Annotated in this window: 14 protein-coding genes and 1 pseudogene; 6 read left to right on the top strand and 9 right to left on the bottom strand. The window is 66.7% G+C overall.

Features of this window, described 5'->3' with window-relative positions; translation table 11 throughout:
* Positions 1 to 223, top strand: a pseudogene (locus VB734_RS09580) (Zn-dependent hydrolase); the annotation flags it as partial.
* A 22-nt stretch (positions 224 to 245) separates the two neighbouring features.
* Here VB734_RS09580 and VB734_RS09575 read toward each other — a convergent pair.
* Complete coding sequence (locus tag VB734_RS09575) at positions 246 to 1,379, bottom strand: histidinol-phosphate transaminase (RefSeq protein ID WP_323243319.1); 1,134 nt, start codon at positions 1,377 to 1,379, stop codon at positions 246 to 248.
* 77 nt (positions 1,380 to 1,456) lie between these two features.
* Between VB734_RS09575 and speG the strand changes: the two genes are divergently transcribed.
* Complete coding sequence (gene speG, locus VB734_RS09570) at positions 1,457 to 2,017, top strand: spermidine N1-acetyltransferase (protein ID WP_323243318.1); 561 nt, start codon at positions 1,457 to 1,459, stop codon at positions 2,015 to 2,017.
* Positions 2,018 to 2,061: 44 nt separating this feature from the next.
* Here speG and VB734_RS09565 read toward each other — a convergent pair whose 3' ends face one another.
* The gene (locus VB734_RS09565) at positions 2,062 to 3,519 is read right to left on the bottom strand and encodes a vanadium-dependent haloperoxidase (RefSeq protein ID WP_323243317.1); all 1,458 of its coding nucleotides are present in this window, start codon (positions 3,517 to 3,519) and stop codon (positions 2,062 to 2,064) included.
* Positions 3,520 to 3,621: 102 nt separating this feature from the next.
* Positions 3,622 to 7,299: a hypothetical protein gene (locus VB734_RS09560; RefSeq protein WP_323243316.1), complete on the bottom strand. Its 3,678-nt coding sequence runs from the start codon at positions 7,297 to 7,299 to the stop codon at positions 3,622 to 3,624.
* Between the two features lie 156 nt (positions 7,300 to 7,455).
* Between VB734_RS09560 and VB734_RS09555 the strand changes: the two genes are divergently transcribed.
* Together VB734_RS09555 and VB734_RS09550 are read left to right on the top strand one after the other, a co-directional pair.
* A complete protein-coding gene (locus tag VB734_RS09555; RefSeq protein WP_323243315.1) occupies positions 7,456 to 8,148 on the top strand; it encodes a Crp/Fnr family transcriptional regulator in 693 nt (230 codons plus the stop codon).
* Positions 8,149 to 8,323: 175 nt separating this feature from the next.
* Positions 8,324 to 11,380 carry an adenylate/guanylate cyclase domain-containing protein gene (locus VB734_RS09550; RefSeq protein ID WP_323243314.1) on the top strand — a complete coding sequence of 1,019 codons (3,057 nt, stop codon included), beginning with the start codon at positions 8,324 to 8,326 and terminating at the stop codon, positions 11,378 to 11,380.
* Positions 11,381 to 11,397: 17 nt separating this feature from the next.
* On the opposite strand, the gene VB734_RS09545 is transcribed toward VB734_RS09550, so the two are convergent.
* The 6 genes from VB734_RS09545 to argS are packed head-to-tail and all read right to left on the bottom strand — an operon-like array spanning position 11,398 to position 19,316.
* Positions 11,398 to 12,663, bottom strand: a complete 1,266-nt coding sequence (locus VB734_RS09545) for a hypothetical protein (RefSeq protein ID WP_323243313.1) — start codon at positions 12,661 to 12,663, stop codon at positions 11,398 to 11,400.
* 35 nt (positions 12,664 to 12,698) lie between these two features.
* Positions 12,699 to 13,781 carry a saccharopine dehydrogenase family protein gene (locus tag VB734_RS09540; RefSeq protein WP_323243312.1) on the bottom strand — a complete coding sequence of 361 codons (1,083 nt, stop codon included), beginning with the start codon at positions 13,779 to 13,781 and terminating at the stop codon, positions 12,699 to 12,701.
* Entirely contained in the window at positions 13,781 to 14,803 is a 1,023-nt protein-coding gene (locus VB734_RS09535; RefSeq protein ID WP_323243311.1) for a polyprenyl synthetase family protein, read from the bottom strand. The genes VB734_RS09540 and VB734_RS09535 overlap by 1 nt, the downstream gene beginning before the upstream one ends.
* Before the next feature lie 33 nt (positions 14,804 to 14,836).
* Positions 14,837 to 15,259 (bottom strand): hypothetical protein, encoded by a 423-nt coding sequence (locus tag VB734_RS09530; RefSeq protein ID WP_323243310.1) that lies wholly within the window; start codon positions 15,257 to 15,259, stop codon positions 14,837 to 14,839.
* A gap of 41 nt (positions 15,260 to 15,300) precedes the next feature.
* Complete coding sequence (locus VB734_RS09525) at positions 15,301 to 17,445, bottom strand: NAD(P)-binding protein (RefSeq protein ID WP_323243309.1); 2,145 nt, start codon at positions 17,443 to 17,445, stop codon at positions 15,301 to 15,303.
* A gap of 53 nt (positions 17,446 to 17,498) precedes the next feature.
* On the bottom strand, positions 17,499 to 19,316 hold the full coding sequence (gene argS / locus VB734_RS09520) for an arginine--tRNA ligase (RefSeq protein ID WP_323243308.1): 1,818 nt from the start codon (positions 19,314 to 19,316) through the stop codon (positions 17,499 to 17,501).
* Positions 19,317 to 19,861: 545 nt separating this feature from the next.
* On the opposite strand from argS, the gene VB734_RS09515 reads away from it, so the two are divergent.
* Both VB734_RS09515 and VB734_RS09510 read left to right on the top strand, forming a co-directional pair.
* Entirely contained in the window at positions 19,862 to 20,701 is an 840-nt protein-coding gene (locus VB734_RS09515; protein ID WP_323243307.1) for a hypothetical protein, read from the top strand.
* Positions 20,702 to 21,002: 301 nt separating this feature from the next.
* On the top strand, positions 21,003 to 21,836 hold the full coding sequence (locus VB734_RS09510; RefSeq protein ID WP_323243306.1) for an HpsJ family protein: 834 nt from the start codon (positions 21,003 to 21,005) through the stop codon (positions 21,834 to 21,836).
* Positions 21,837 to 21,978: the final 142 nt, after the last annotated feature.

Raw genomic sequence — 21,978 nt, 5'->3', positions numbered from 1 at the left:
GGTCTACACCGGCCAGGAGGCGGCCGAGGTGGCCCGGGAGCTGCAGGCCCGTCGGGTGATCCCGGTGCAGTACACCACCGGGACGCCCCCGGCCGGCTGCGACCAGGGGTCGGTGGAGCCGTTCCTGAAGGCGATGGTGGGGGCCACCGTGCGCCGCAGCGGCCGCACCATCTCGGTGGTGCCGCCCCTCGGGGATGGGGTGGTGGTGGAGGTGATGCGCTGAGGCCGGCCGCGGCGCTCGCGCCTCACCCCAGCCCGTCGATCCGGCGGTAGGCCTGCCAGAAGCGGTCCATCTGTTCGCCGGTCCCGAGGCTGACCCGCAGGGAGCCGTCGATCAGCGGCTTGCCGGCCATGGAGCGCACCAGGATGCCGGCCTGGCGCAGGTCGGCCTCCACCGCTTCGGCGGAACGGTGGGGCCAGAGCAGCAGGTAGTTGCCGCCGGCGGCATGGTGACGCACACCGGCCTGGCGCAGCTGGCTCAGGAGCCGGTCGCGGGCGCGCAGCACCTCGGCCACGTAGGCGTCCACATAGGCCTGGTCGGCCAGGGCGGCATGGGCGGCGGTGACCGCGAAGCTGTTGACGTCGTACGGCCCGCAGACCCGGCCCACCCGCTCGACCAGCGCCGGCGCGCCGATGGCGAAGCCGATGCGCAGACCCGCCAGCCCGGCCGTCTTGGCCAGGGAGCGCAGCACCAGCAGGTTGGGGGCCGCCGCGAAATCGACCACCGGCAGCACACTGTCGCCGGTGAAGGCCTCATAGAGCTCATCCACCACCACCAGGGTGTCCGGCGCCGCCGCCGCCAGCTCCAGGATCCGCCCGGGCGCCAGCCGGGTGCCGGTGGGGTTGTTCGGGTTGCAGATCAGCAGAATCCGTGGGGCGCCCGCCGCCGCTTCCGGGGCCTCCAGGGCCGCCCGGACCGCCGCGAGCGGGAAGCCGAAATCCGGCAGTTGGTAGGGAATCGCCTCGATCGCCATGCCCTGCATGCGGGCACAGGGGGTGTAGTAGCCGAAGGTGGGGCTGGTGGTGAGCAGCCGGTCACCGGGCGAGCCGAAAGCCTGGAAGGCGGCATGGATGGCCGCGTCCACGCCGTTGAAGACCCCGACATGCGCCGGAGTGAGGCCCCCGCCCCCCAGCGAGCGCACCACCGCCTCCCGCAGGCCGTCGTACTCCGGATAGATGGCGTAGTGATCGGCGGGAATGGCGCGGATCGCCTCCACCACCCGGGGGCTGGGCCCCACGGTGTTCTCGTTGAAATCGAGCCGCAGCAGACCGCGGCGCCCCTCCAGGGGGGCGCTGTAGGCCGTGAGGGTCTCCACCTCCGGCCGGGCCCGGGGGCAGGGGGGAACGGACGGGCTCTCGCCTGGGGAGGGGCTGGTCACGGCGGCGGAGCTCAGATCGCTGCGACTGCCATCCTGCAGCGCAGCCCTACCGTCTGTGCAGGACGATCTGGAATCCGGTGGCGGGAGCGGAGCTGGCCCTGAGGGCCCTGGAGCGGGGCGATCTGCGGTTCATCCACGACCAGGTGAACAACCGCAGCGTGATGTCCTACTGGTTCGAAGAACCCTACGAGTCGTTCGACGAGCTGGAGGATCTCTACAACCGCCACATCCACGACAATGCCGAGCGTCGCTTCGTGGTCGAGAAGCGGGGCGTGGAGAATGGGGGCGTGGAGAACGGGGCCAAGGAACTGATCGGTCTGGTGGAGCTGATCGAGATCGACTACATCCACCGCCGGGCTGAATTCCAGATCATCATCGCCCCTGAGCACCAGGGCAAGGGTTTCGCCCGGTTCTGCATCCACAAAGCCCTCGACTACTCCTTCACGATCCTGAATCTGCACAAGATCTACCTTTCGGTGGCCGTCGACAACGAAAAGGCCCTGCACCTCTACCAGCAGTGCGGCTTCGTCGAAGAGGGCCATCTGGTGGGCGAATTCTTCATCGAAGGCCAGTATCGGGATGTCAAACGCATGTACATCCTTCAGGAGGATTATCTGTCCAGAACGCCGAAGGTCTGAGGGTTGCAGCGGCCCGGTGGCCGCCTTCCAGCGCCCGGGGGACTTCAGAGGATCGCGGAGGCCGCGATCGTGGCGATCGGGATGTTCAGCTTCTGGGCGATCTGATTGGCGATCTTGGCACCAAGCCAAACGCCACCGGTGTGGCCCAGCTCCCGGGGCGTGGCAGGAACACCGAAGACATCCTCGTCAGTGCCCGGACGGCGGGTGGTGATGCCATCGAATTGCCAGTGCACACCCAGGTAGACCCGGCTCAGCGAGTTATCCACCATCGCCTGCCACAGGCTGTCGTAACTGAGGGTGAACAGATCCCGCGGCCGCTGGTTGCGGGGATCCCTGTTGCGACCATCAAACTCGTCGGAGACGAACTCGAAGCGCACATCATCCAGGCCGCTGCCGGTTGGATCGAAGCTGCTGACACCCCTGGCGACCAGAAACAGCCGCAGCAGCTGAAAGGCCGCCGCGCCGAAGGTGGCATGGCCGGAGGGGTAGGCGGGAAAATCCGGCGTCAACCCCGTACCGGCGCCGTTGGTGTCCGGACGTCCCAGGGGCAGCCAGTCGGGGTCGGGGATCCCGTTCCCCGCCACGGCCTCGCGGATCCCCACCGCCGGTCGCCACATCATGTGGCTGGGGGCGTACTTGTAGTGCCAGGCATCGATGCCCGCATCGGCCATGGCCACGGCCGCGCCGGCGATGACGCCCAGTTCGTCCAGCTCCTCAAGCTGGCCGGGATTGCGTTCCTCGATGGAATCCAGCACCGTCAGCACCACCTGCAGGTAGAGGCGGGGTGGGGTTCCGAGCTCCTGGGGGCCGTCGTAACCCCAGGCGATGCCGATGACTTCTTCGGCCAGGGTCCGGAAGGTCGGGTCGCCCGGGGCACGGTTGATCTCACCCTTGGCGGCGACCCTTCCGAAGTCATCGCGGTAGTGCTGGGTGGGGGTGACGGTGTCGGCGTCGAGGCGACCGGGGGGCGGTGGGAAGTCCATCACCCGGGCCGCGGCCAGTGGCATGGAATGTCCCCAGACGCCACCGAGAAACCCCTGGGTCGGCTGGGTGGGTGGCGCCTTGTGGTTGTAGGGCGTGCCGTCGGGCGTGTACGCGGCGCGCGCATGGCTCCAATCGTCCTTGCCGAACTGGTGGACGGCCGTGCCGTAGGCCCTGCCGACCATCTCCACCGGCGTCCTGGCAGGGCCCATCTCGAAGTAGTCGAGCCAGTTGTGCCAGGCCGGCTCCAGCATGGAGGCCTGGTTGGGATAGCGAAGCCGGAGCACCTGGTGGCAGGCGGCCGCGGCGGCCAGATCCCTCTCCTTCGGGCTGGGAAGCGGGAACAGGCCGGCGGGGATGGGAAGGCTGAGCAGCTTCGTGGCGGAGCCCGCGACGATGGACCGGACGTCATGGAGTGCGGCCAGGGCCATCCCGAGGGCCCGCGCCGTGAGAAAGGGGCCCCTCTGGTCACCGGAGGACAGGGAATTCGTGTGGTCCCGGCGAACACACTCCAGGCTCATGTCAATCCAGAAGCGCGTTCTGATGCCACCTGCCGTCATGCACCTGTCCGTGAAGGGCCCCCTGAGTGTGTCGAGGCCGATCCAAAAGACCTGGACCCGTGATCACCCGATCCCGTCCTGTTGATGGTGGCTGGCTGTCATCGCGATGACAGGCCGAAGGCCAGGCCCTGAAGACGCTCCTGCGCCATCAGCGGCCGGGCTGATGCACCGGCCCGCCGCGCCGGCCATCGGCGGGGGGGCCGCCAGCGGCGTCCGGCGGCTCTGGGAGCTCCACCAGTCGAAGCCCAGCCCCGGGAACATGGCCACCCGGCGGGCCATGGCATGGAAGAACACATAGGCCGCCAGCAGTCGCCGGAGGGATCCGAAGCGGGACTCCCGGATCGCTTCGATCCCGTCGTCGCTGGGGAGGCGGATGCCGTTACCGCAGCCCCCATGGATCGGGCTGGGGATCACCAGGGCCGCGTGAAAGCGCTCGGCGGTGATGCAGGGATCGGAACTCAGGGCAACGATGTCCGGGCCGGCGCCGAGATGGCGGAGACCATCGGCCTGCCGGGCCGCCTCGATCACCGCATCGGCGTGGGCGCGCTGCCTCTGGCTGCAGCGGCCGTCCGGGACGCCCAGGAACAGCAGGGTGCCGCGCACCAGGCGATGGGCATAGCCGTGAAGCAGGGAATCGGTGGGATCGGCGCCATGCACATCGAGGGCCGTGAGGCCATAGCTCAGGGCGAAGAGCTTGCTGACGTAGCTGCTGAGCAACTGGTGCAGCCCCTCCGCCTCGCCGATCACCAGGGTGCGCCGGCCGGTACGGGCCAGGGGCTGGCGCCCCTGCAGGACCCTCAGACCCAGGGTCCAGAACCAGGGACCCAGGACGTAGAGGGCCACATCGGCGGGCAGGCTCAGGGCCAGCAGCAGGGCACCCATTCCCTGCCCTTCGGCGAGGCCGGCCAACGGCAGCAGGGCCAGGGTGAAGCCCCGGAACAGCGGCATCCCCCATCCCAGGCTGCCAAGGACATAGAGCGCGTGGATCAGCCAGGCGGTCGGGGTCTCCAGGACATGCCAGGCCCATTGCCGCCCCGCCTGCACCAGCCGGCGGGAGACGGCGCTGGTGTGGGGCTGCCCCCCTTCGTCGGCACCGATGATCTCGCGGACATCGTTGACCAGAAGCTGGTCCTCCATCGTCTCCAGCGCCAGCAGGGCCTCGGGTCGCAGCCCCAGGGGCCGCTGCTCCGGGAAGGCCTGCTGGATCTGGCGGCAGAGGCAGAACAGCAGCTCGGTGAGGGTCTGGTGCATGGCCGCCACCGTGGCGGTGGCCGCCTCGGAGGTGTGGCGTCCCGCGGCCGTGGTGAACAGGCGATGGCCGCGGGCCCGGTCGGGGTCGTCGGAGGCTTCGGTGCCGTCGGGGGCCTGCGATGGAGACCCTGGAAGACCGGTCGGATCGCCCACGACCTGGAAGACGTCCTGGATCACGGCCTCATGCACCAGCCGATCACAGGCGTCCAGCACCTGCCGGCAGGGGGCGCTCTGGCCGGAATCGCTGAGCACCAGCACGATCGACTCGCGGGACAGATTCAGGGACGACGGGTCGCGGTGCAGCTGCTGGAGCACGGAGCCGGCGGACAGTGTCCTCACGTTGAGCATGGGCATGAGCCCCTCCAGATCCCGTGCGAAATGGCCGCCCAGCCAGAGGTTGTCCTCGAGGCCCGTGACCAGGAGGTCCACATGGCTGGACCGTGCCAGGGCCGGATCCAGCCCCTCACGGGCGAGCGACGCCTGCTTGTCGCTCAGGCGCGTCGCCGTGGCGATGAGCAACCCGGCCAGGGCCTTGGCGCTGGCGCGATTGGCCGAGCGGGGATTGATCCAGTCGTCCTGAATCCTGGACAGCAGGCCGGGAATGGCCGCAAGGTCCGCGCCGACCGGGTCGAGGTGCTGACGGCCGAGCCTGGAGGCGGGCGGCGCGGATCCGATGCCTTCGTTGGGCAGACGGCGGCGGCGGCGGATCTCCTCGAGAGTCAGTTCACGCTCCTGCAGCCGCGAGTGGATGGTGAGGTCGCTGGCGGACAGAACGGCGATCTCGCCGGCGATGGGGTCCAGATCGATGCGGTGGCAGCCGGGCCGGCCCGCCAGCACCGCCTCCACCGCTGCCGGTTCGGAGGCGTAGAGGGCCGTGGCGCCAGGTCCATCGAAACCGATGCTGATCGACTGCCCCTGGCTGCAGAGCACAAGCCGGTCGGGCCAGGTCGAGGAGATCACGACCAGTCCGAAGCGGCCCCGACCGCAGGCGATGAACTGGCGGGCCGCGGCGAAGGGATCGTTGTGCAGGAACGCGCCGATGGCCGCGCGGATCCATCGTTGCGTCCGCGTGGAGCTGTACCGCCGCAGCCGGGGATCGGCCTTCAGGCGCTGCTGGATCCGCAGGGTCAAGTCCTCGAGCACCTCGGGGTGATCAAGGCAGGCGTCGGGGCGGGCGGCGATCTGATCCTGGAAGGCGGCTTCGAAGCGGGTGGCCCAGGGCGCGAACGCTTCGGTGGCAGGGGCGGTGGCGGGTTCCGCCAGAAGCCGCAGGGAAGCCAGCCGCACGGCGGCGAACCAGTCGCCCTTGCAGATCAGCAGGTCCATCAGACCGGCGATCGTCGGCGCAGCGCCGGGAGCCGGATGGCGGCAACGGAGGGCGACAGCCAGCCAGGCCCCCAGTTCGTTGACGTCCGCCTCGGTGCCGAACAGGGTGAAGCCGTTGAAGTCGCCGTCGAGGGCGATGCGGTGCTCCACCGGCTGCCAGTCACTCAGCCAGCGTCCCTGCCACCGGGTCCAGAGACGGCGCCGCTGCGGCGGTGACCATTGGGGCCAGTGGGACGCCGGGCTGCCGGGTGCGCCGCTGGAGCCGGAGCCGTAATGCCAGGCGGCGATCAGCCCGGACGGCAACGTTCGACGGCCCGTCCGCAGGGCCCGGTGGCCGGCACGCCGAAGGCCGCGCTCCAGCGATCGGGTCAGGTGGCCGCGCTTGCCGTTGACCATCCCCTGGCCGACGAAGCCGATCCGGCCCTTCCGATCCCGGACCAGCACCAGACCGGCACCCGCGGGCGCTCCCCGGGTTTCCATCTCCAGGCCCATGGCCCGGAAGCGATCGATCGCGGGCGGCGAGAGCAGCTCGCCCCGCGGCGACGGATCGGCCGCACTGATAAAGCCGAAATGGCCACAGTGGAAGCGGGCCGCCCGGCCGCTCCCGATCGCCTGCCAGTCGGAGCGTGAGGCCAGCAGCAGCGTGCCGTTGGCCGCCGCCACACTGACCAGCAGGGCCTGGACCGGGGCGGAGCCTTCGGCGGGAAAGGCCAGCAGGGCGCTCCAGGCCAGGGCGAGGGCCAGCAGGTTGAACAGCAGACCGCCGCCGGCCTTGAGGCGCACCCGCCAGGGGGTCGGGTCCCCGACCGCCACCCAGGGCAGCGATCGCCCCCTGCCGTCGGCCGGACCGATCGGCCCCAGGGGCGCCAGGGTCCGAAGAACCTCCCCGGGGGAGCGATGCTCCAGGAGGTGAACCACGGCCAGGGCGGCGCCGTCGCCGTCGACCATGGCCCGCAGCAGCCCATGGCCGGCCCCGTGGAGAAGCTCGGCCGAGCACCAGCCCAGCCGGATCAGGGACGACAGCAGCAGCGACAACGGGGTGACCTGGCCCGACAACCCGGCGACCGCCAGGGCGAGCAGCTCCGGCCAGCTGCACCCGACCCACCCAGGCGTCCCGGCGGGCGCGGGCCACCGACGCCGAGCAGGGAGGACGAGGGACGTCATGGCAGGCGAGCCCATGCAATGGCGTCACTGTCCGGGGAACACGGCCGACGTGCGTTGTTCCCGGTCGCCGCCAGCCGGGAGATCGGTGACACCCAGCTGTCACCTGGATGACAAGCCAGGGAAACCATGGGATTGTGGCCTGGCCGTCGGAGGGTGATGGGGGACTTCGAGGCCGGAGAGTTGCGGTCCTTCCCACTGTTCGCGGGACTGGAGATCAGGCAGCTGGAGAGCCTTCTCAGCGAGCACAGGACCCTGCTGGTGCCCGCCCAGCATCAGCTGGTCTTCGAGGGGGACTGGAACGACGGAATGTTCCTGATCCGCTCGGGGGTGGTGAAGGTCCGACACCTCACCCTGCAGGGGGAGGAGGTGGTGATCGCGCTGATGGGCGCCGGGGAAATGTTCGGGGAGCTGGCGATGCTGCTCGGGAACAGCCGGCGGTCCGCCGATGTGGTGGCTCTCACCCCGCTCGAGGTTGTGAAACTGCGCTGGAACACGGTTCAGGACGAACTGGATCGTTCAACGGACTTCGCCCTGGAGATGGCCCGGCTGCAGGCACGACGACTGCTCTGCCTGGGGCGGCGCTTCAGCCTGCGGGGCGAGGATGCCTCCACCCGCGTTCTGGCCACCCTGCTGGAACTCGCGCTCTGCAACGGCTACGGCAAGGATCCGCTCGCTCCGATTCCCGACCTGAAGCAGGCGGAGATCGCCACCATCGCCGGCCTGGCCCGGGGCACCACCTCCCGGATCCTCACCCAGCTGCGCGCAAGGGGAACCGTCGTCGAGACGGCGGAGGGGCTGCGACTGGCGAATCTCGAACCGCTGCAGCGGCGGGGTCTGCTGGAACCCTGATGCGCCTGCGGTGACGCCGGATTCGGGGTGGCCGGAAAAGACAGAACGCCCACGGAAAATGTTCACGACGGCTAAGCTCACCCCCAGCAATCGCCACGTTTCAACGTTGGCCGCAGGCCCGGGCACGACGACGAATCTTCAATGAATCGGCGATGAACCAGCGATGGCCACAAGCGTGAAACCTGTCAAGCGTCCGCCGGAGCGGCGTCAGGTCACGGTGCTGTTCTGTGACCTCGTCAACTCCACAACCATGGCGGAGCAACTCGACCCCGAGGAGCTGATGGAGCTGGTCGAGTCCTATTATGCCATTTGTGATGACATTGTGTCCTCACATAGTGGCTACATGGCCCAGTATCTGGGTGATGGTATTCTGGCGTACTTCGGCTATCCGGATGCTTCCGAAGAAGCCGCTCCCAATGCCGTCAGAGCCGGCCTGCGGCTGCGGGACGCGATCCGGCGGCTCCCGTCGCCCACCGCCGAGCCCCTGCGCTGCCGCATCGGCATCGCCACAGGTTCCGTGGTGGCCACCAGCATCCGGGACATCGAGACGCCCCACAAGGCCGGGCTGATGATGGGGAAAACCCCGAATCTGGCCGCCAGGCTGCAATCGGAAGCGGGGCCCGACCAGATCCTGGTGTCGGAGAGCACGCATCGGATCACACGGGAGTTGTTCCATCACCAGAGTCTTGGTGCCAAGGAACTGAAAGGCTTCCATCAGGCCATGCCCGTCTATGCGGTGCTGGAGGAAACGGATGTCTCCTGCCGTTCCCAGGCCCGCTGGAAAACGAGCGATCTGCCGCTGATCGGCCGGCAGCAGGAGATGGAGCTGCTGCTCAAGGCCTGGCAATCCGCCTCTCGAGGGCAGGGCCAGCTGGTGCTGCTGCAGGGGGAAGCCGGGATCGGCAAATCCCATCTCGTCGGTGAACTGAAGCGCTCCCTGCTGGAGCAGGGCCATCGCCAGATGAGTTGGTACTGCGGCCCGAACACCAGGGAAAGCACCCTGCATCCCATCGCCGAGCAGATCAAAAAGACCGCCGGCTTCGAGAAGGGCGAAGCCGATGGCAGCCGCCAGCAGAAGCTGGCCCGCATGATGGAGCGCTATGGCGCCACCGAAGCCAGCAGCCTGGAGGTGCTGGCCGATCTCATCGGCCTGCGCGGAGGCCATCAATCAGCGCTGGACGGGCTTACCCCCGAGAAGAAACGCCAGATCCGACTCGACACCCTGCTGGCGATGGTCCAGGCCTGGAGCGATGGTCAGCCGAGCCTGATCGTCGTGGAGGATCTGCACTGGATCGATCCCACAACCCTGGAGCTGCTTGATCGTCTGATCAGCACAGCCCATCAGCACCCCTTGATGGTCCTGGCCACGGCGAGACCCGAATTCCAGGCCCCCTGGCCGCCGGGCGACAACTGCGCCCATCTCCACCTCAAGCGACTGGACCGTACGGCCTCCGAACTGATCTGCTCCTGCCTGAACCCCGATGAAGCCCTTTCTCCCCAACTGACCCGGCGCATCGTCGAACGCTGCGATGGGATTCCCCTGTTCGTGGAAGAAACGACGAAATCGATGCTGGAGCAGCTGCGGGCGAACGGCCCCAGCGGCGGTGATGGCGGTGATGGCAGCGACCTCATCCCGGAAACGCTGCACGACTCCCTGGCCGCCCGCCTCGATCGACTCGGGCCGGCCCGCAGCCTGGCCAGCATCGCGGCGGTCATCGGCAGAAGCTTCACCTACGAACTGCTGGAGGCCGTCTCCAGCCAACCGGAGGCATGGCTGCGCGAACAGATGGATGCACTGCTGGTTTCCGGGCTGCTGCAGTTCTCAGAACAGACCGCCGGTGAGGCCTACGAGTTCAAGCATGCACTGATTCGGGATACGGCCTACGAAACGATGCTGAAGCGGGATCGGCAGACCCTTCACGAACAGATCGCCAGGACACTCTCGGGTCAGTTTCATGAGCTCGTGGATGCGGAACCCCAGCTGCTGGCCCATCACTACACGCGCGCCGGTTCCTTCGAGCAGGCGATCCCCCACTGGATCAGTGCGGGGCGGAAATCCTCCGACATGGCCTCCCATGAAGAAGCTGTGCAGCATTTCCAGACAGCCCTGGATCTGCTGCGCCACGAAGCCTGTCGTCGGGAGGGGCTGCCCGCCTCCCTGGAGCTGAACCTGCTGCTGGGCCTGGCCATGAGCCTGGCCGGATCCCGCAGCTACTCGGCGCCCGAAGTGGGCCAGATCCTGGAGGAGTCCCGGACACTGGCAGAGCGCCTGGAGGACAGCCAGTCGTCCTTTGCGATCCTGCGCGGCATCTGCAACTTCTGCATCGTCTCCTGCGATCTGGACAATGCCGAGCGCTCGGCAGGTGAATGCCTGCAGCGATGGGATCAGGGCAGGGATCCCATCCATGGCATCGAAGCCCATTTCTCCATCGGTTACGTCCATTACGTCAAGGGATCCATGGCCCTGGCGCGCCAGCATCTGACCCAAAGCATTGATCTTTACCGTCTCCATGAAGGCTGGGATCTGGGTTTTCCCTCCACCCACGATCCGATGACCGGTTCCCTCACGGCCCTCGCCATGGTGGAGCAGGCGTGCGGACCTCCCGATCAGGTGGCCGCCACCCTGGAACAGGCGCGGCAGCATGCGGAACGCCTGGGCAGGAACTACGAAACGGTCTACACGCTGAGCCATGAACTGCTGATTCATGTGCTGCAGGGCCGCTACCTCGAGGCCATCGCCCTCAGCGATACCATCCTGGGAATCTCCGATGCCTATGGCTACCTGACCTGGCGCGCCATTGCCAAGGTCTACAAAGGGGTCGCCTTGGCCCACGCCGGCCAGGCGGAGCCGGGGGGCGAGGCGCTGTCGATCGCACTGGAAGGCATGCGCGAACAGCAGCGCCTGGGCGTGATGACCCTGGAGGGCTTTCGGCTGGCGGAAATTGCCACGCTCCACTCCCTGGCTAGCTCGGTGTCCGAGGCCTTCGCCACCATTCAGGCGGCGGCGGAGGCGGTCAGACGCTCGGGTGAGGCCTACTTCATGCCCCTGGTCCATGTGCGCCAAGCGGATGTGATCGCCAGAGCCCAGGGCCATGACGAGCCAGCGGTGATGGAGGCCCTGGATCAGGCCCTGGCCATCGCCAGGGCCCTGGGAGCCGCCAGTTTCGAGACGATGATCAACGCGAAGAAACAGCTCTACGCCCGGGAACGGATCGGCGGGTCCGCGCTGTAACGCGCGTCATCCACCCCTCAGGGCTTCAGGCCAAGGGCCTGGCGCGCCAGAGAAACGGACAGGCCGGCCCACTGGATCGAGGCATCCGCCATGTCGGCGGTCAGGGACAGGCAGGCCATGGGAATGGTGGTGAGTTCACGGAGCAGGGTGCTGCCGGCCGTTGGCGCCACACCATCGGCTTCCGCCAGCACGGTGGAGCTCACCATACGCAGATCGGAACGGAGGGAATAACTGGAGCCCAATCCCGCCAGCTCGATGAAATCACCATCGCGCTTGTGCTCCCCAAGGCCGAGCTGGTTGACCAGCGGCAAGCCAGCGTGGTTGAAGATCTGGATGCGGAAGTGGCCGAGACCCCAGAATCGGAGTTGGCGCACGTTCTCCGACTGCCAGACCGTCTCCAGCAGGGCCTGATGGTCGGAACAGGCGGGATCCACACTGCTCCTTGTCTGCTTGAGGCTGTTGATGGCCAGCTTCGGAGACAGGAAAGTGAAGCCATGGACCAGCTCCGCGATACGGTTCAGGACACCCCCCGAGCTGGCCGCGTCAGGATGGGGCCACGGCAGCCCGAACCCGTCCCCTGCCTCGGCTGCAGCGCGATCCAGAACCGGAGCGTCCTGAAGGTCGGACACCTCCCCCTCGCGCAGGGCATCCGCCTGGAACTTGGGGTCCGCCTGGATGCGAATGATGGGCAGCATCTGCTCATGGCTGTCATGGCCATAGCGCATGTAGGTGGGCACACTGATCCCCATCGAGTCCGTATCCTCACCGAACAGCTCTCCGGAGAGGGAATCGCGGGACGGGGGGTGAGGTGAGCCCGACGGGCGGGAGTCCAGGCAATCGAATCGCCCCACAAGCTTGGAAAGCCCGATCACTTCTCGTCCCGTGATCGCCGAACGGATGTTGTCAACGCAGATGAAGGGGTAGACCCAGCAGATCTTGTCCGGGAATCCGTTGTTGAAGCGAAGAACGGGGAACGAGAAAAAGACTTCGTGCTGGCGGGTGGTGCGCTCGGGATGGAAGCTGCCAGACCGCATGTCCGGATAGAAGAGGACCCCAAGGACAACGAACGGCCCTCCCAAACCGGCACCCACCAGCGGCAGGGAGGACAGCGGCCAGTAGGTGAAGGAATTGGATGCTGGGTTGAGATAGTTCGAGCAGAAGCTCTCGAGGGCGCGGGCCTCGGCCTTGAGCTTGAAGTAGTGCGACTGGATCCCCGTGAAGAGGTAGGGGGGGGCCTCCTGCTGGCCATCCAGTGGATTGTCGAGATAGGGAAGATCGTTCACCGATGCAGGCGCGACTGGTCCCGATAGGCGTGGGCTTACCCTACTCGCAGAACACAACCGCATTCCTCGAGCAAAGCACCGCCGTAGAGGTGGGCGGGCGACTGAAACCCCGGGGCGAGCTGGCCCTGGAGGACACGCCCGACGATCGCCGTTGCCGTCGCACCGGTGACGGTATAGCCGTCCGGTGTCCGGATGCGGAGGAAGCGGCAGCGTCGCCAGCGATCCTCCGCTTCCACCACCAGGGTGAAGCCGGAACGCTGCCGTTGTGCCGCCGAGGGGGCCTGGGGCCAGCCGTGGCTGACAAGATCCAGCAGCCGCTGGCCGAGGACCGACTGGTGGAGAGGGGCCACGCTGGAGCCGGCCCGGTAGGCGAATTGAACGGGCCAATCCGCCTCGGCATACACCTCCAGGGTGGCGATGCCGTCGGTGACCTGGCTGATCACGACATCCGGCCAGGTGACGGCCACCGCCTTGCGCAGGCCGGCGCCGAAGTCGAAGCAGCGTGACACTGACCCCGCCGGCAAGGTGGTGGGCGTCCCGTTCCTGCGCACCGTCACGGTGGAGCTGGTGAGTCCCATCAGGCTGCGGAACGTGCCCCGTGACATCACATCCGGGCTGGAGAGGGCCAGACGCAGAGCCACCGCTTCGGGGAACCGGGCCCGGGCCATCGCCAGGAGGCAATCCGAGGCCACGATCGAGAAGCCGATCCCCGGCATCAGCATCACGCCGTTGTCGGCGGCACGATCACCCAGATCCATCGCCTGCTGAAACACGGGCCATTCCCCGGCCAGATCGAGATAGTGGGTACCGGTGCGAATACAGGCGGCCATCATCGGCAACGCCGTGCGCTGGAAGGGGCCCGCCGCATGCAGCACCACGTGAATCGCATCGAGAGCAGCCTCGATCTGGGCAGGATCATCAAGCGAGAACGCACGCCAATCCAGGTTCCAGCGGCGCGCCATCTCCACCAGCCGGGCTTCATTCCGGCCCGCCAGCACCACATCGATGCCCTGCTCCAGAAGGCAACGGGTCAGCAGGCCACCGCTGAACCCGGTGGCGCCGTAGAGCAGGACGCGACCGGGAGGATAGGCGACACCGTTACCAGGAGATTCAGGCATCAGGTCGCCCGGTTGAACACCCAGGGAACCAGATCCTCAATGAAGTCCTTGTCCTCCGACTCCGGCAGGTGCCCATAGGCCCTGGTGAATTCATGGCGTGCAGCTCCCGCCAGGGACTCCGCCACCATGCGCGCATAGTCAAGGGACCCCTTGCGAACCATGAGATCCGCCAGCCAGGCCACGGACTCTGCGGTGCGCTCCTCCCGGCGCAGGTTCATGAAGTGGTCGAGCTGTTGGCGTTCGCTCAGATCGCATTGGTCACGCACATGAATCAACAGCAGGGTGTGTTTGGCTTCGAACAGATCCCCCCGAGGCTCTTTTCCATAGGATGGTTCAGAGGAGAAGTTCAACAGATCATCCTGGATCTGGAAGGTGGCGCCGAGAAAGAAACCGAAGCGAACCACGGCATCCGGATCCACAAGGCCATGGGTGCCGAGCAGCATCCCCACCTGGGCCGGCCAGATGGTGGCCATCCACGCCGTCTTCTTCAGCACCATGGTGAGATAGTCAGCCGTGGTGATGTCATGGCGATGGTTCTGTCTCCAGCCGATATCGAGCGCCTGCCCTTCCGCCGTTTCCCGGGCCATCCGTCGCGTCACGTCAAGAAATCTTCGGGCAAACAATCCTCCCCGGCTGCCGACATGGTCGAGCAGGGGGCCGAAGGCCATCAGCAGCATGGCATCGCCGGCGTTGATCGCCAGCGGCACACCATGCAGGGCATGCAAGGTGGGGAGGCCGCGACGCTCCACACTTTCGTCCTGGATGTCGTCATGAATGAGCAGGGCATTGTGGAGAATCTCCACGGCGCCAGCGAAGGGGATGGCGTCCTCCAGCCGTCCCCCGAAGGCACGCGCATTGGCCATGCAGATGCACGGCCGCATCATCTTGCCGCCCCGGCTCGGATAATCGGCCAGGAGGTCATGGAGATAGGGAGCCCGCGGCTGGCTCGTGAGATAGCGATCCACGTACTCCCGGATCAGCGTTCCATAGGCCTCAAGCAGTGGCTGGATCGTTCTGGTCATGGCTCCCATGCACCACAAGGACCATGGCCTGCCCTAACTCGGCTCGCCGCCATCGTCGACTCCAGAGCCTGCAGGGGCATCCCGCCGCTCCTGGGAGCGTTCACGATCCCCGCGGCGCTGATCAACTTCCTGCAGCAGAAGATCCATGGCATCAAAGTAGGTGTTGGCCATGTCCCGTCCCAGCTGGATCATCCGACTGGTCAAGGTGCCGAGGTCGCGGGAGGTATCGGCCGCGCCGTGGGGTGCCTGCTGGCTGTAGCGCTCGGCGGCGTCGTGACCCTGACGGAAGTTCTCGCCAATGACCTGATAAGCGGTGCGGATGGTGTCTTCCACGCTGTCGGTGATGCGCCGCCCCCCCACCTGCGGACCGCCCTCTGACCAGCCGCTCCGCAAGGGCGTCTCACGCTCGATCGGGGGACGCTGCCAACGGCCATCCGGGGACTGGGAATCTGACATTGATAGGCACGTACGTTAACGGGGATTGTATACCGAAATGTTCAAGGATGATCGTATCCGTGAATCTCAGCCAGAGGCGGTGAAGCAGACAGGGCATGGGCCGCCAGCCGCCCCGAGATCACGGCGGCTTCGGTGCATCCCTCGTTGAACCCACAGTCGGTCCAGTCTCCGGCGATGGTCAGGTTGTCGTAGGTGGAATCCAGTGGAGAAATCCGATGCTTCAGGCTGCCTGGCAGCGCCAGCACGTAGCGGTCGCTCGGGTTGACGTTCGCCCGCCAGTACTGACTCAGGAATCGCTGCTCGCCCTGCGGCTGTTCGGCACCCTCCGCCGGAGCGGGATCGGCCAGCAGCTCCCAGCGGAAGGCACCGGCGGCGTCATAGGCCCGGGGCCACAGAACCGAGCCGGCGTTGCACAGAAAGGCCATGGCATTCTCCCGGACCTCCTCCGTCCGCCGCAGCGGATAGGGGCTGTCGGAATCCGCGGGAGATTCAGGCGGATCCCTGAGCACCCCGCAGAAGTAGAGGGCGGTGGCGGGAGGCCGCGCCCACGCCTCCTCAGGAATGACATGGGCCATGTCACACCAGGTGTCAAAGGGCTTATCGAACGCCGAGACGATGTAGGGAGGACCCTGCCATCCCAGCTGGGACAGATCCTCCTGCAGCCAGATCTGGAAGGCCTGCGTCGCCGTGGTCTTCACCTTCTCCACCATGGTGGCCCAGCGCTGATCCCTGGCCAGGATCTGGGGGCAGACATGGGGGATCGCGCCGACGCTCACACCCAGGACCACGGCATCGAAGTCACGCGTCACCTCGAGGCGGCGCCTGGAGGTGAAGGAGCGATCCCAGTGCGATTCGAAATCCCGCTGTTCGTGGCGGAGGCGGTCACCGTCGACCAGCTGCTCGAAATCGGGCTGGGACGGCCAGCAGGGGCGGTTGCCCACGTGGATCAGGGGGTCATAGTCGCGATTGCCATGGATCTCTGCCTGGACGTCAAAGTCGAGGGCTGCCACATGGCTGCGGTCGCCGGGCTGGATGGGTGGCCCGGCCGGGATCTGAACATTGGTGAGCTTGTGGAAGAACTGGAAGCGCACCCCCCGGCGACGCAGCAATGCATAGAGCGGGGCGAACACCACATCGCCCATGCCCGCCCGCAGGCGCCAGAACAGGGAGCCGCGATAGCCGAAGAACATGCGCAGGGAGCCCCGGATCGCCTGTCCGGCCGCGAGGGCCGGCTTGCTGGAATCACCGTCCTCGTAGGCCAGGGCAAGGTCATAGAGACCGACCACGAAAGGAGAGCGCACGGCCCGCTCCGAAGCTCCATTGAGGCGCAGCCACTCCCTGCATTCGTAGTGGTCGATCGCGTCCAGTCCCCGGGGGTCCCGGAGCAGGTTGAAGCGAACACTGCCGACGATGATCGCCAGCACGAGATCGACGATCTCCCAGATGTAGCGCTTGGGGTGATCCGAGAGCCAGCGCTCTTCCAGCCAGGATCGGATGGTTGCGTTCAGCTCCTCAACGAAGCGCATCAGGGGGGCTTCCGTGGGCAGCGGCAGGGTCCGCAGGGCACTGCCCAGGAGTCCGAGGCCTTCCGCCATCACGGCCGCTCCTGTGAAGGTGCCTCCCGCCAGCCAGCCGGCCATCGCTTCGAGCAGGTCTCCGGGCCGGCCCTCACCCGGCGACTCCGTGGAGGTGCTCACCTCCACGTCCAGGATCAGGGTGCGCAGCATGGCAATGGCCTGCTGCAGATACCCCGCCATGGAATAGACGGCGCCGGGTTCCAGGGGATCCCCCGGGAGGCCCGGCCTGGGGGGGAACGGCGCCGTCCACTTCTGCCAGTCAGCCGATCCTGAACGGGAGAACAGGCCCACATCCATTTCCGGCAGAAAGGCCTCCTGCCAGGGGCCGAACGGTGAACCTTCCGGCGACGCCTCCAGCGCGGCGTAGCACTCCCGCATCATGCGGAAGGAATTCTCATAGAAGCCCAGCCACACATGCAGTCCGTGCTCCTCCACCCGACCGGAGGGACCACGGCCTGAGGCCCCCTTGCCCCCCAGCCTCCACCCCTGCTGGTACACGGTGATGGCGTAGCGGCCGTTGTGCTCAGGTCTGGAGAGTTCGTAGGCCGCGGTCATGGCGCCACAGCCACCGCCGATGATCACGACTCTGACCGGCTCCCCCACGACCATCCGGATCCATCAGCCGCCGTGTCGGCAAACGCTACCGGACCTTTCCGCTGGCCTCACATCCGCTCCAGGGTGGGAATGCCCAGCAGGCCCAGGCCCTGCTTGAGGGTCTCGGCGCTGAGGCGACACAGGGCCAGCCGTGAGCCCCGGGCCGGCTCCTCGGCCCGGAGCACCGGCACCTGGTCGTAGAAGCGGTTGAACAGCTGGCAGAGCTCGAACAGGTAGCTGCACAGGCGGTTGGGCAGCAGCTCCTCCTCCACCTCCTGGACCACGGCATCGAACTGCAGCAGCTGGCGGACCAGCGCCCACTCCTGGGGTTCACTGAACGCCAGCGACGCCAGAGCCTCCGGGTCCGCGGCCCCAGCCCCGTCCTCGTGGCCGCCCTTGCGGGCGATCCCGGCGATCCGCACCACCGCATAGAGCAGATAGGGGGCGGTGTTGCCGCTGAGGGCCAGCATGCGATCGAAGCTGAACTGGTAGTTGGTGATCCGGTTGGTGCTCAGGTCGGCGTACTTCACCGCCGCCAGGCCCACCGTTGAGGCGACCTCGCTGATGAAGGCCTCCTCCTCCTGGCGGTCCTCCTCCGCCAGGCGGCGGCGCAGGTCGGCTTCGCAGCGCTCCACCGCCTCATCCAGCAACTCCTTCAGCCGCACCGTGTCGCCGGCACGGGTCTTGAGCTTCTTGCCGTCCTCCCCCTGCACCAGCCCGAAGGGCACGTGCTCCAGCCGCCCGCCCTCGGGGATCCAGCCGGCGCGGCGGGCCACCTGGAACACCCCGGCGAAATGGCTGGCCTGGCCGGCGTCGGTGACGTAGATGACCCGGCGGGCGCCGTCCCCGTCGGGAGGGGCCGCGAAGCGGTAGCGGATGGCCGCCAGGTCGGTGGTGGCGTAGTTGAAGCCGCCGTCGCTCTTGCGCACGATCACCGGCGGGGCCTGGCTCGCCGTGCCGTCGTCGGCCTCGAGAAACACGCACTGGGCGCCGCCATCACTGACCAGCAGGCCGGCGGCCGCCAGATCGGCCACCACCGCCTCCAGATAGGGGTTGTAGAAGGATTCGCCGCGCTCGTCGAGGCGGATGTCGAGGCGGTCGTAGAGGCGCTGGAACTCGCGGCGCGACTGGTCGCACAGCAGCTGCCAGGCCCGGCGGGACACCGGATCGCCGCTCTGCAGCTTCACCACCTCCTCGCGGGACGTGGTCTGGAAGGCTTCGTCGCTGTCGAAGCGGGCCTTGGCCTGGCGGTAGAAGGCCACCAGGTCGCCCAGATCGACGGCGTCGGCGGTGTCGAGCGCCTCGGGCGCCACCTGCTTGAGGTGGGTGATGAGCATGCCGAACTGGGTGCCCCAGTCGCCCACGTGATTGAGCCGCAGCACCGGATGGCCGCGGAACTCCAGCACCCGGGCCAGGGCGTCGCCGATGATCGTGGAGCGCAGGTGCCCCACGTGCATCTCCTTGGCGATGTTGGGGCTGGAAAAATCCACCACCACCGGTGCGCCGCCGGGGGCCACGGGCTCCACCCCCAGGCGGGGATCGGCCAGCCGGCGCCCCACCTCGGCGGCCAGCACCTCGGGCCGCAGGGTGAGGTTGATGAAGCCCGGCCCGGCGATCTCCGGCGGCAGGCAGAGGGCCCCAAAGTCCGGGTCGGCCGCCAGCCGCTCCACGATCGCCGTCGCGATCGCCCGGGGCGCCAGACGCAGGGGACGGGCCAGGGCCAGGGCACCATTGGCCTGGAAATCACCGAACTCCGGCTTGCTGGCGGGCCCGAGCTGGGGATCCAGCGGCGCGCCGGCGACACGGGCGGCGGCGGCCGCCTCGGGATAAGCGCTCTCCAGGGCCCCCAGCAGCTGGCTGTTCAGGGCGTGGGCGATGCGCAGCATGGAGCGAAGCCGGTCGAACGGCAGGCGGGGGCACGATCATCCTCCCCGGCGGGGCTGCGGGTCAGGAGCTCTTGACGCTCCGTTGATGCCGCGGAGGCTGGATCGCAGGTCCTCCAGCTGCCTTTCGGGTCTCAACCGGACCACGTGCCACGGAGGGATCCACCTTCACCGGCCCCTGCATCTGAGGCGACCGGGGAAGGCGGAGGAACCCAGGGGATCGGCGCCAGGAAGCACCTTGATCAGCGACCCCAGGCGGGCGCGGCCTGTGGGAGGAGCCTGCAACAATCGTAAGCACAAGCTGCTGCAGATCTGCCGCAGATCGCCCCTTTGAGAATGCCCCTTCCCTGAACCAGATGCCGCGGGGAGGACAACACAAAATCTCACAGAAAGCCAGTTGCAGCAAGAGTTCTGGGAGATCGATCAAGCGAGGCATGAACCCAGAGCACGCCTGGATTCTGTCCCACGCACTTGAACGACTGGTGTCGTTCTGAGAATCAGCGGGAGGAAAAGACTTGTATGGTTAACTCGTGCCAAGTCCTGCTGTCATGAATCCATTCACCTCGCCCACTCAAAACCGTATGATCGCCAGATCCGTCGGCACGGTGACGACAGCAGGAATCCTGAGCCTCATGGCGGCGATGCCCGCCCTCGCGGCCGACCCATACTTCACACTTAAATTCGAATCCACCGCCTCCAGCAGCACCAATGGAGGCATCAATGGAATCCTGGGCGAAGCCACCTACACCTTTTCGGAGATCAATCTCGGAGAGATGACGCTCAGCCTAAAGAATCTCTCTGGATCTCCAGTAACGGGTTCTCGGCTTGTGAGCACTGGCTTCGATCTGCCGACGAACCCACCGGCCTCTGCCAACGTCAATTTCGTCAGCTTTTCAAAAATAGATCCTAACTGGAATATTGTTTACCCTGGCACTGCAGTCCCCCCCTTCCCTGCCTTTGACGTCTGCACGTCGGTTTACTCGACGACCCCACCCAATCCTGCTGACTGCGACGCCAGCGGGAGTCCCACACTTGGATTGCAAAACGGCTCCAGCACGACGGTCGGAACGTTCACTCTGAGCAGCGCTCCCACGCTGGACACCGCCACCAAGTACCGCGATGCCTTCGTGGCGATGTTCCAAGCACCTCCGAGTGGTGGAACAGCAGGCACGTTTGATGATGGCGGCTACTTCATGCGATTCAAGGACATTCTGCCCGCATCCACCGGCGGTAGTGACAAGATTTGGGCAACCAGCATTACGACAGGTGGCGGTCAAGCCCCCGGAGATAGCGTGCCAGGACCACTTCCCCTCTTCGGTGCCGCGGCTGCCTTTGGCTACAGCCGCAAACTCCGCCGTCGCATGAAGGCCAACTCCATGGTCGGCTGATCTCTTCAACCTCGTTGGTTCATGAGCCTGTTCCGTTCTGAGCAGGCTCACCCAGTCTCTTTCCAGGCTCAACAAGGCCAGAGGAGTTCAACACTCAAGCGGTTGATGGCAAGCCATGGTGGCCAAGTTTGGGATGGGCCCATGGCCCCAAAGCAATGCTTAAGACCTTCATCAAGCCCGATCTGCTGAAGCTCCCTAGCTGGCCATCTTCAAGGCCTGACCTTTCGCCAGAGCCCCAATGACAACGCCCCCACCAAGCAGACAACTGGATGTCGCGATCCTTGCCGATCGTCTGGCCATGGTGTCCATGGTGCTTTTCGCGGTCTATCTGGTCTCAGTTCTGGCGTTCAGCCTGCCTCCCAGGTTGCTGGATCCCATCTGGCAACTCAGCAGCACCAAGGTCGCCGTTGAAGCGGCCCCCATTCCTCTGCTCGGACTGGGGCTGCTGCATCTGGCCACCTACCTCTGCCCCGGCGACCTTCAGCTTGAGCGACGGCGGGAAATGCTGGCTCGGCTGGCCGTTCCTGTCTCCCTCGCGTTTCTGCTGATCGTTCCCCTGCAAGGCCACGCGATCTGGCGCTCCTATCGCCTGTCCAATGCCGTCGCGAACCAGCAGCAGGCCAGTACCAGTGAACGCGCCGAAGGCGTGAGGGTGGCCATCGAGAAGGCCACCAGCACAGAAGATCTTCAGAAGCGGCTTCTCGCTCTGCAACGTCCAGATCTGCGCATCCGGCTGGATTCCTCACGGATTCCCGCCATCCCTCTGCAGGCCCTGAAGCAGCAGATGCTCAGCCAGCTCAATCAAGCGGAGGGGCAGGCCAAAGCAAGGTTCGCACCCATTGATCCCGCCACGGCCGACCGCATCACACGAGAAAGCCTGCGGGTCATGCTCTCGTCGATCGCTTTTGCGGTCGGCTTCGCCGCCTGCGCCCAGCGCAAGGGTCAGCTGGTGCCCTTCCTGGTGGAGTGGCCGTCCCTGCTGGCCCACCTGAACCCCCTGGAGCTGTGGCGGCGGGCCCGCACCGGTCGGGGGAACGGCGGGATGGCGCTTCGCCGCTCGGCCGCTGCGCGGGAAGCGGAGTTCTTTGAGTCCCTGGCCCCTCCAGAGGACGGGGGCCAGCACCCCGCCGCCTGAAAGGAACGTCAGGGAACCAACGTGGAGGAGCGGGCCTGGGCCGGAAAGCCAGCACGGCGCTGGCGCCCTCCCATCCCAGTGACCGCAAGGGCTCCGGACCAGAAAGCCGTGGCGCAGAGCCTGAACCGCCCAGAACTTAAGA

The sequence above is a fragment of the Synechococcus sp. BA-124 BA4 genome (assembly GCF_034931165.1).
The sequence above is the reverse complement of the archived record's forward strand: the minus strand, read 5'-3'. Positions and strand labels throughout refer to the sequence as shown.

What these genes read in the sequence shown, in the direction of transcription:
- VB734_RS09565 (WP_323243317.1), bottom strand. Translation starts at nt 3,519, where the DNA reads ATGAGCCTGGAGTGTGTTCGCCGGGACCACACGAATTCCCTGTCCTCC.
- VB734_RS09560 (WP_323243316.1), bottom strand. Translation starts at nt 7,299, where the DNA reads ATGACGTCCCTCGTCCTCCCTGCTCGGCGTCGGTGGCCCGCGCCCGCC.
- VB734_RS09555 (WP_323243315.1), top strand. Translation starts at nt 7,456, where the DNA reads ATGGGGGACTTCGAGGCCGGAGAGTTGCGGTCCTTCCCACTGTTCGCG.
- VB734_RS09540 (WP_323243312.1), bottom strand. Translation starts at nt 13,781, where the DNA reads ATGCCTGAATCTCCTGGTAACGGTGTCGCCTATCCTCCCGGTCGCGTC.
- VB734_RS09535 (WP_323243311.1), bottom strand. Translation starts at nt 14,803, where the DNA reads ATGACCAGAACGATCCAGCCACTGCTTGAGGCCTATGGAACGCTGATC.
- VB734_RS09530 (WP_323243310.1), bottom strand. Translation starts at nt 15,259, where the DNA reads ATGTCAGATTCCCAGTCCCCGGATGGCCGTTGGCAGCGTCCCCCGATC.
- VB734_RS09525 (WP_323243309.1), bottom strand. Translation starts at nt 17,445, where the DNA reads ATGGTCGTGGGGGAGCCGGTCAGAGTCGTGATCATCGGCGGTGGCTGT.
- argS (WP_323243308.1), bottom strand. Translation starts at nt 19,316, where the DNA reads ATGCTGCGCATCGCCCACGCCCTGAACAGCCAGCTGCTGGGGGCCCTG.
- VB734_RS09515 (WP_323243307.1), top strand. Translation starts at nt 19,862, where the DNA reads ATGAATCCATTCACCTCGCCCACTCAAAACCGTATGATCGCCAGATCC.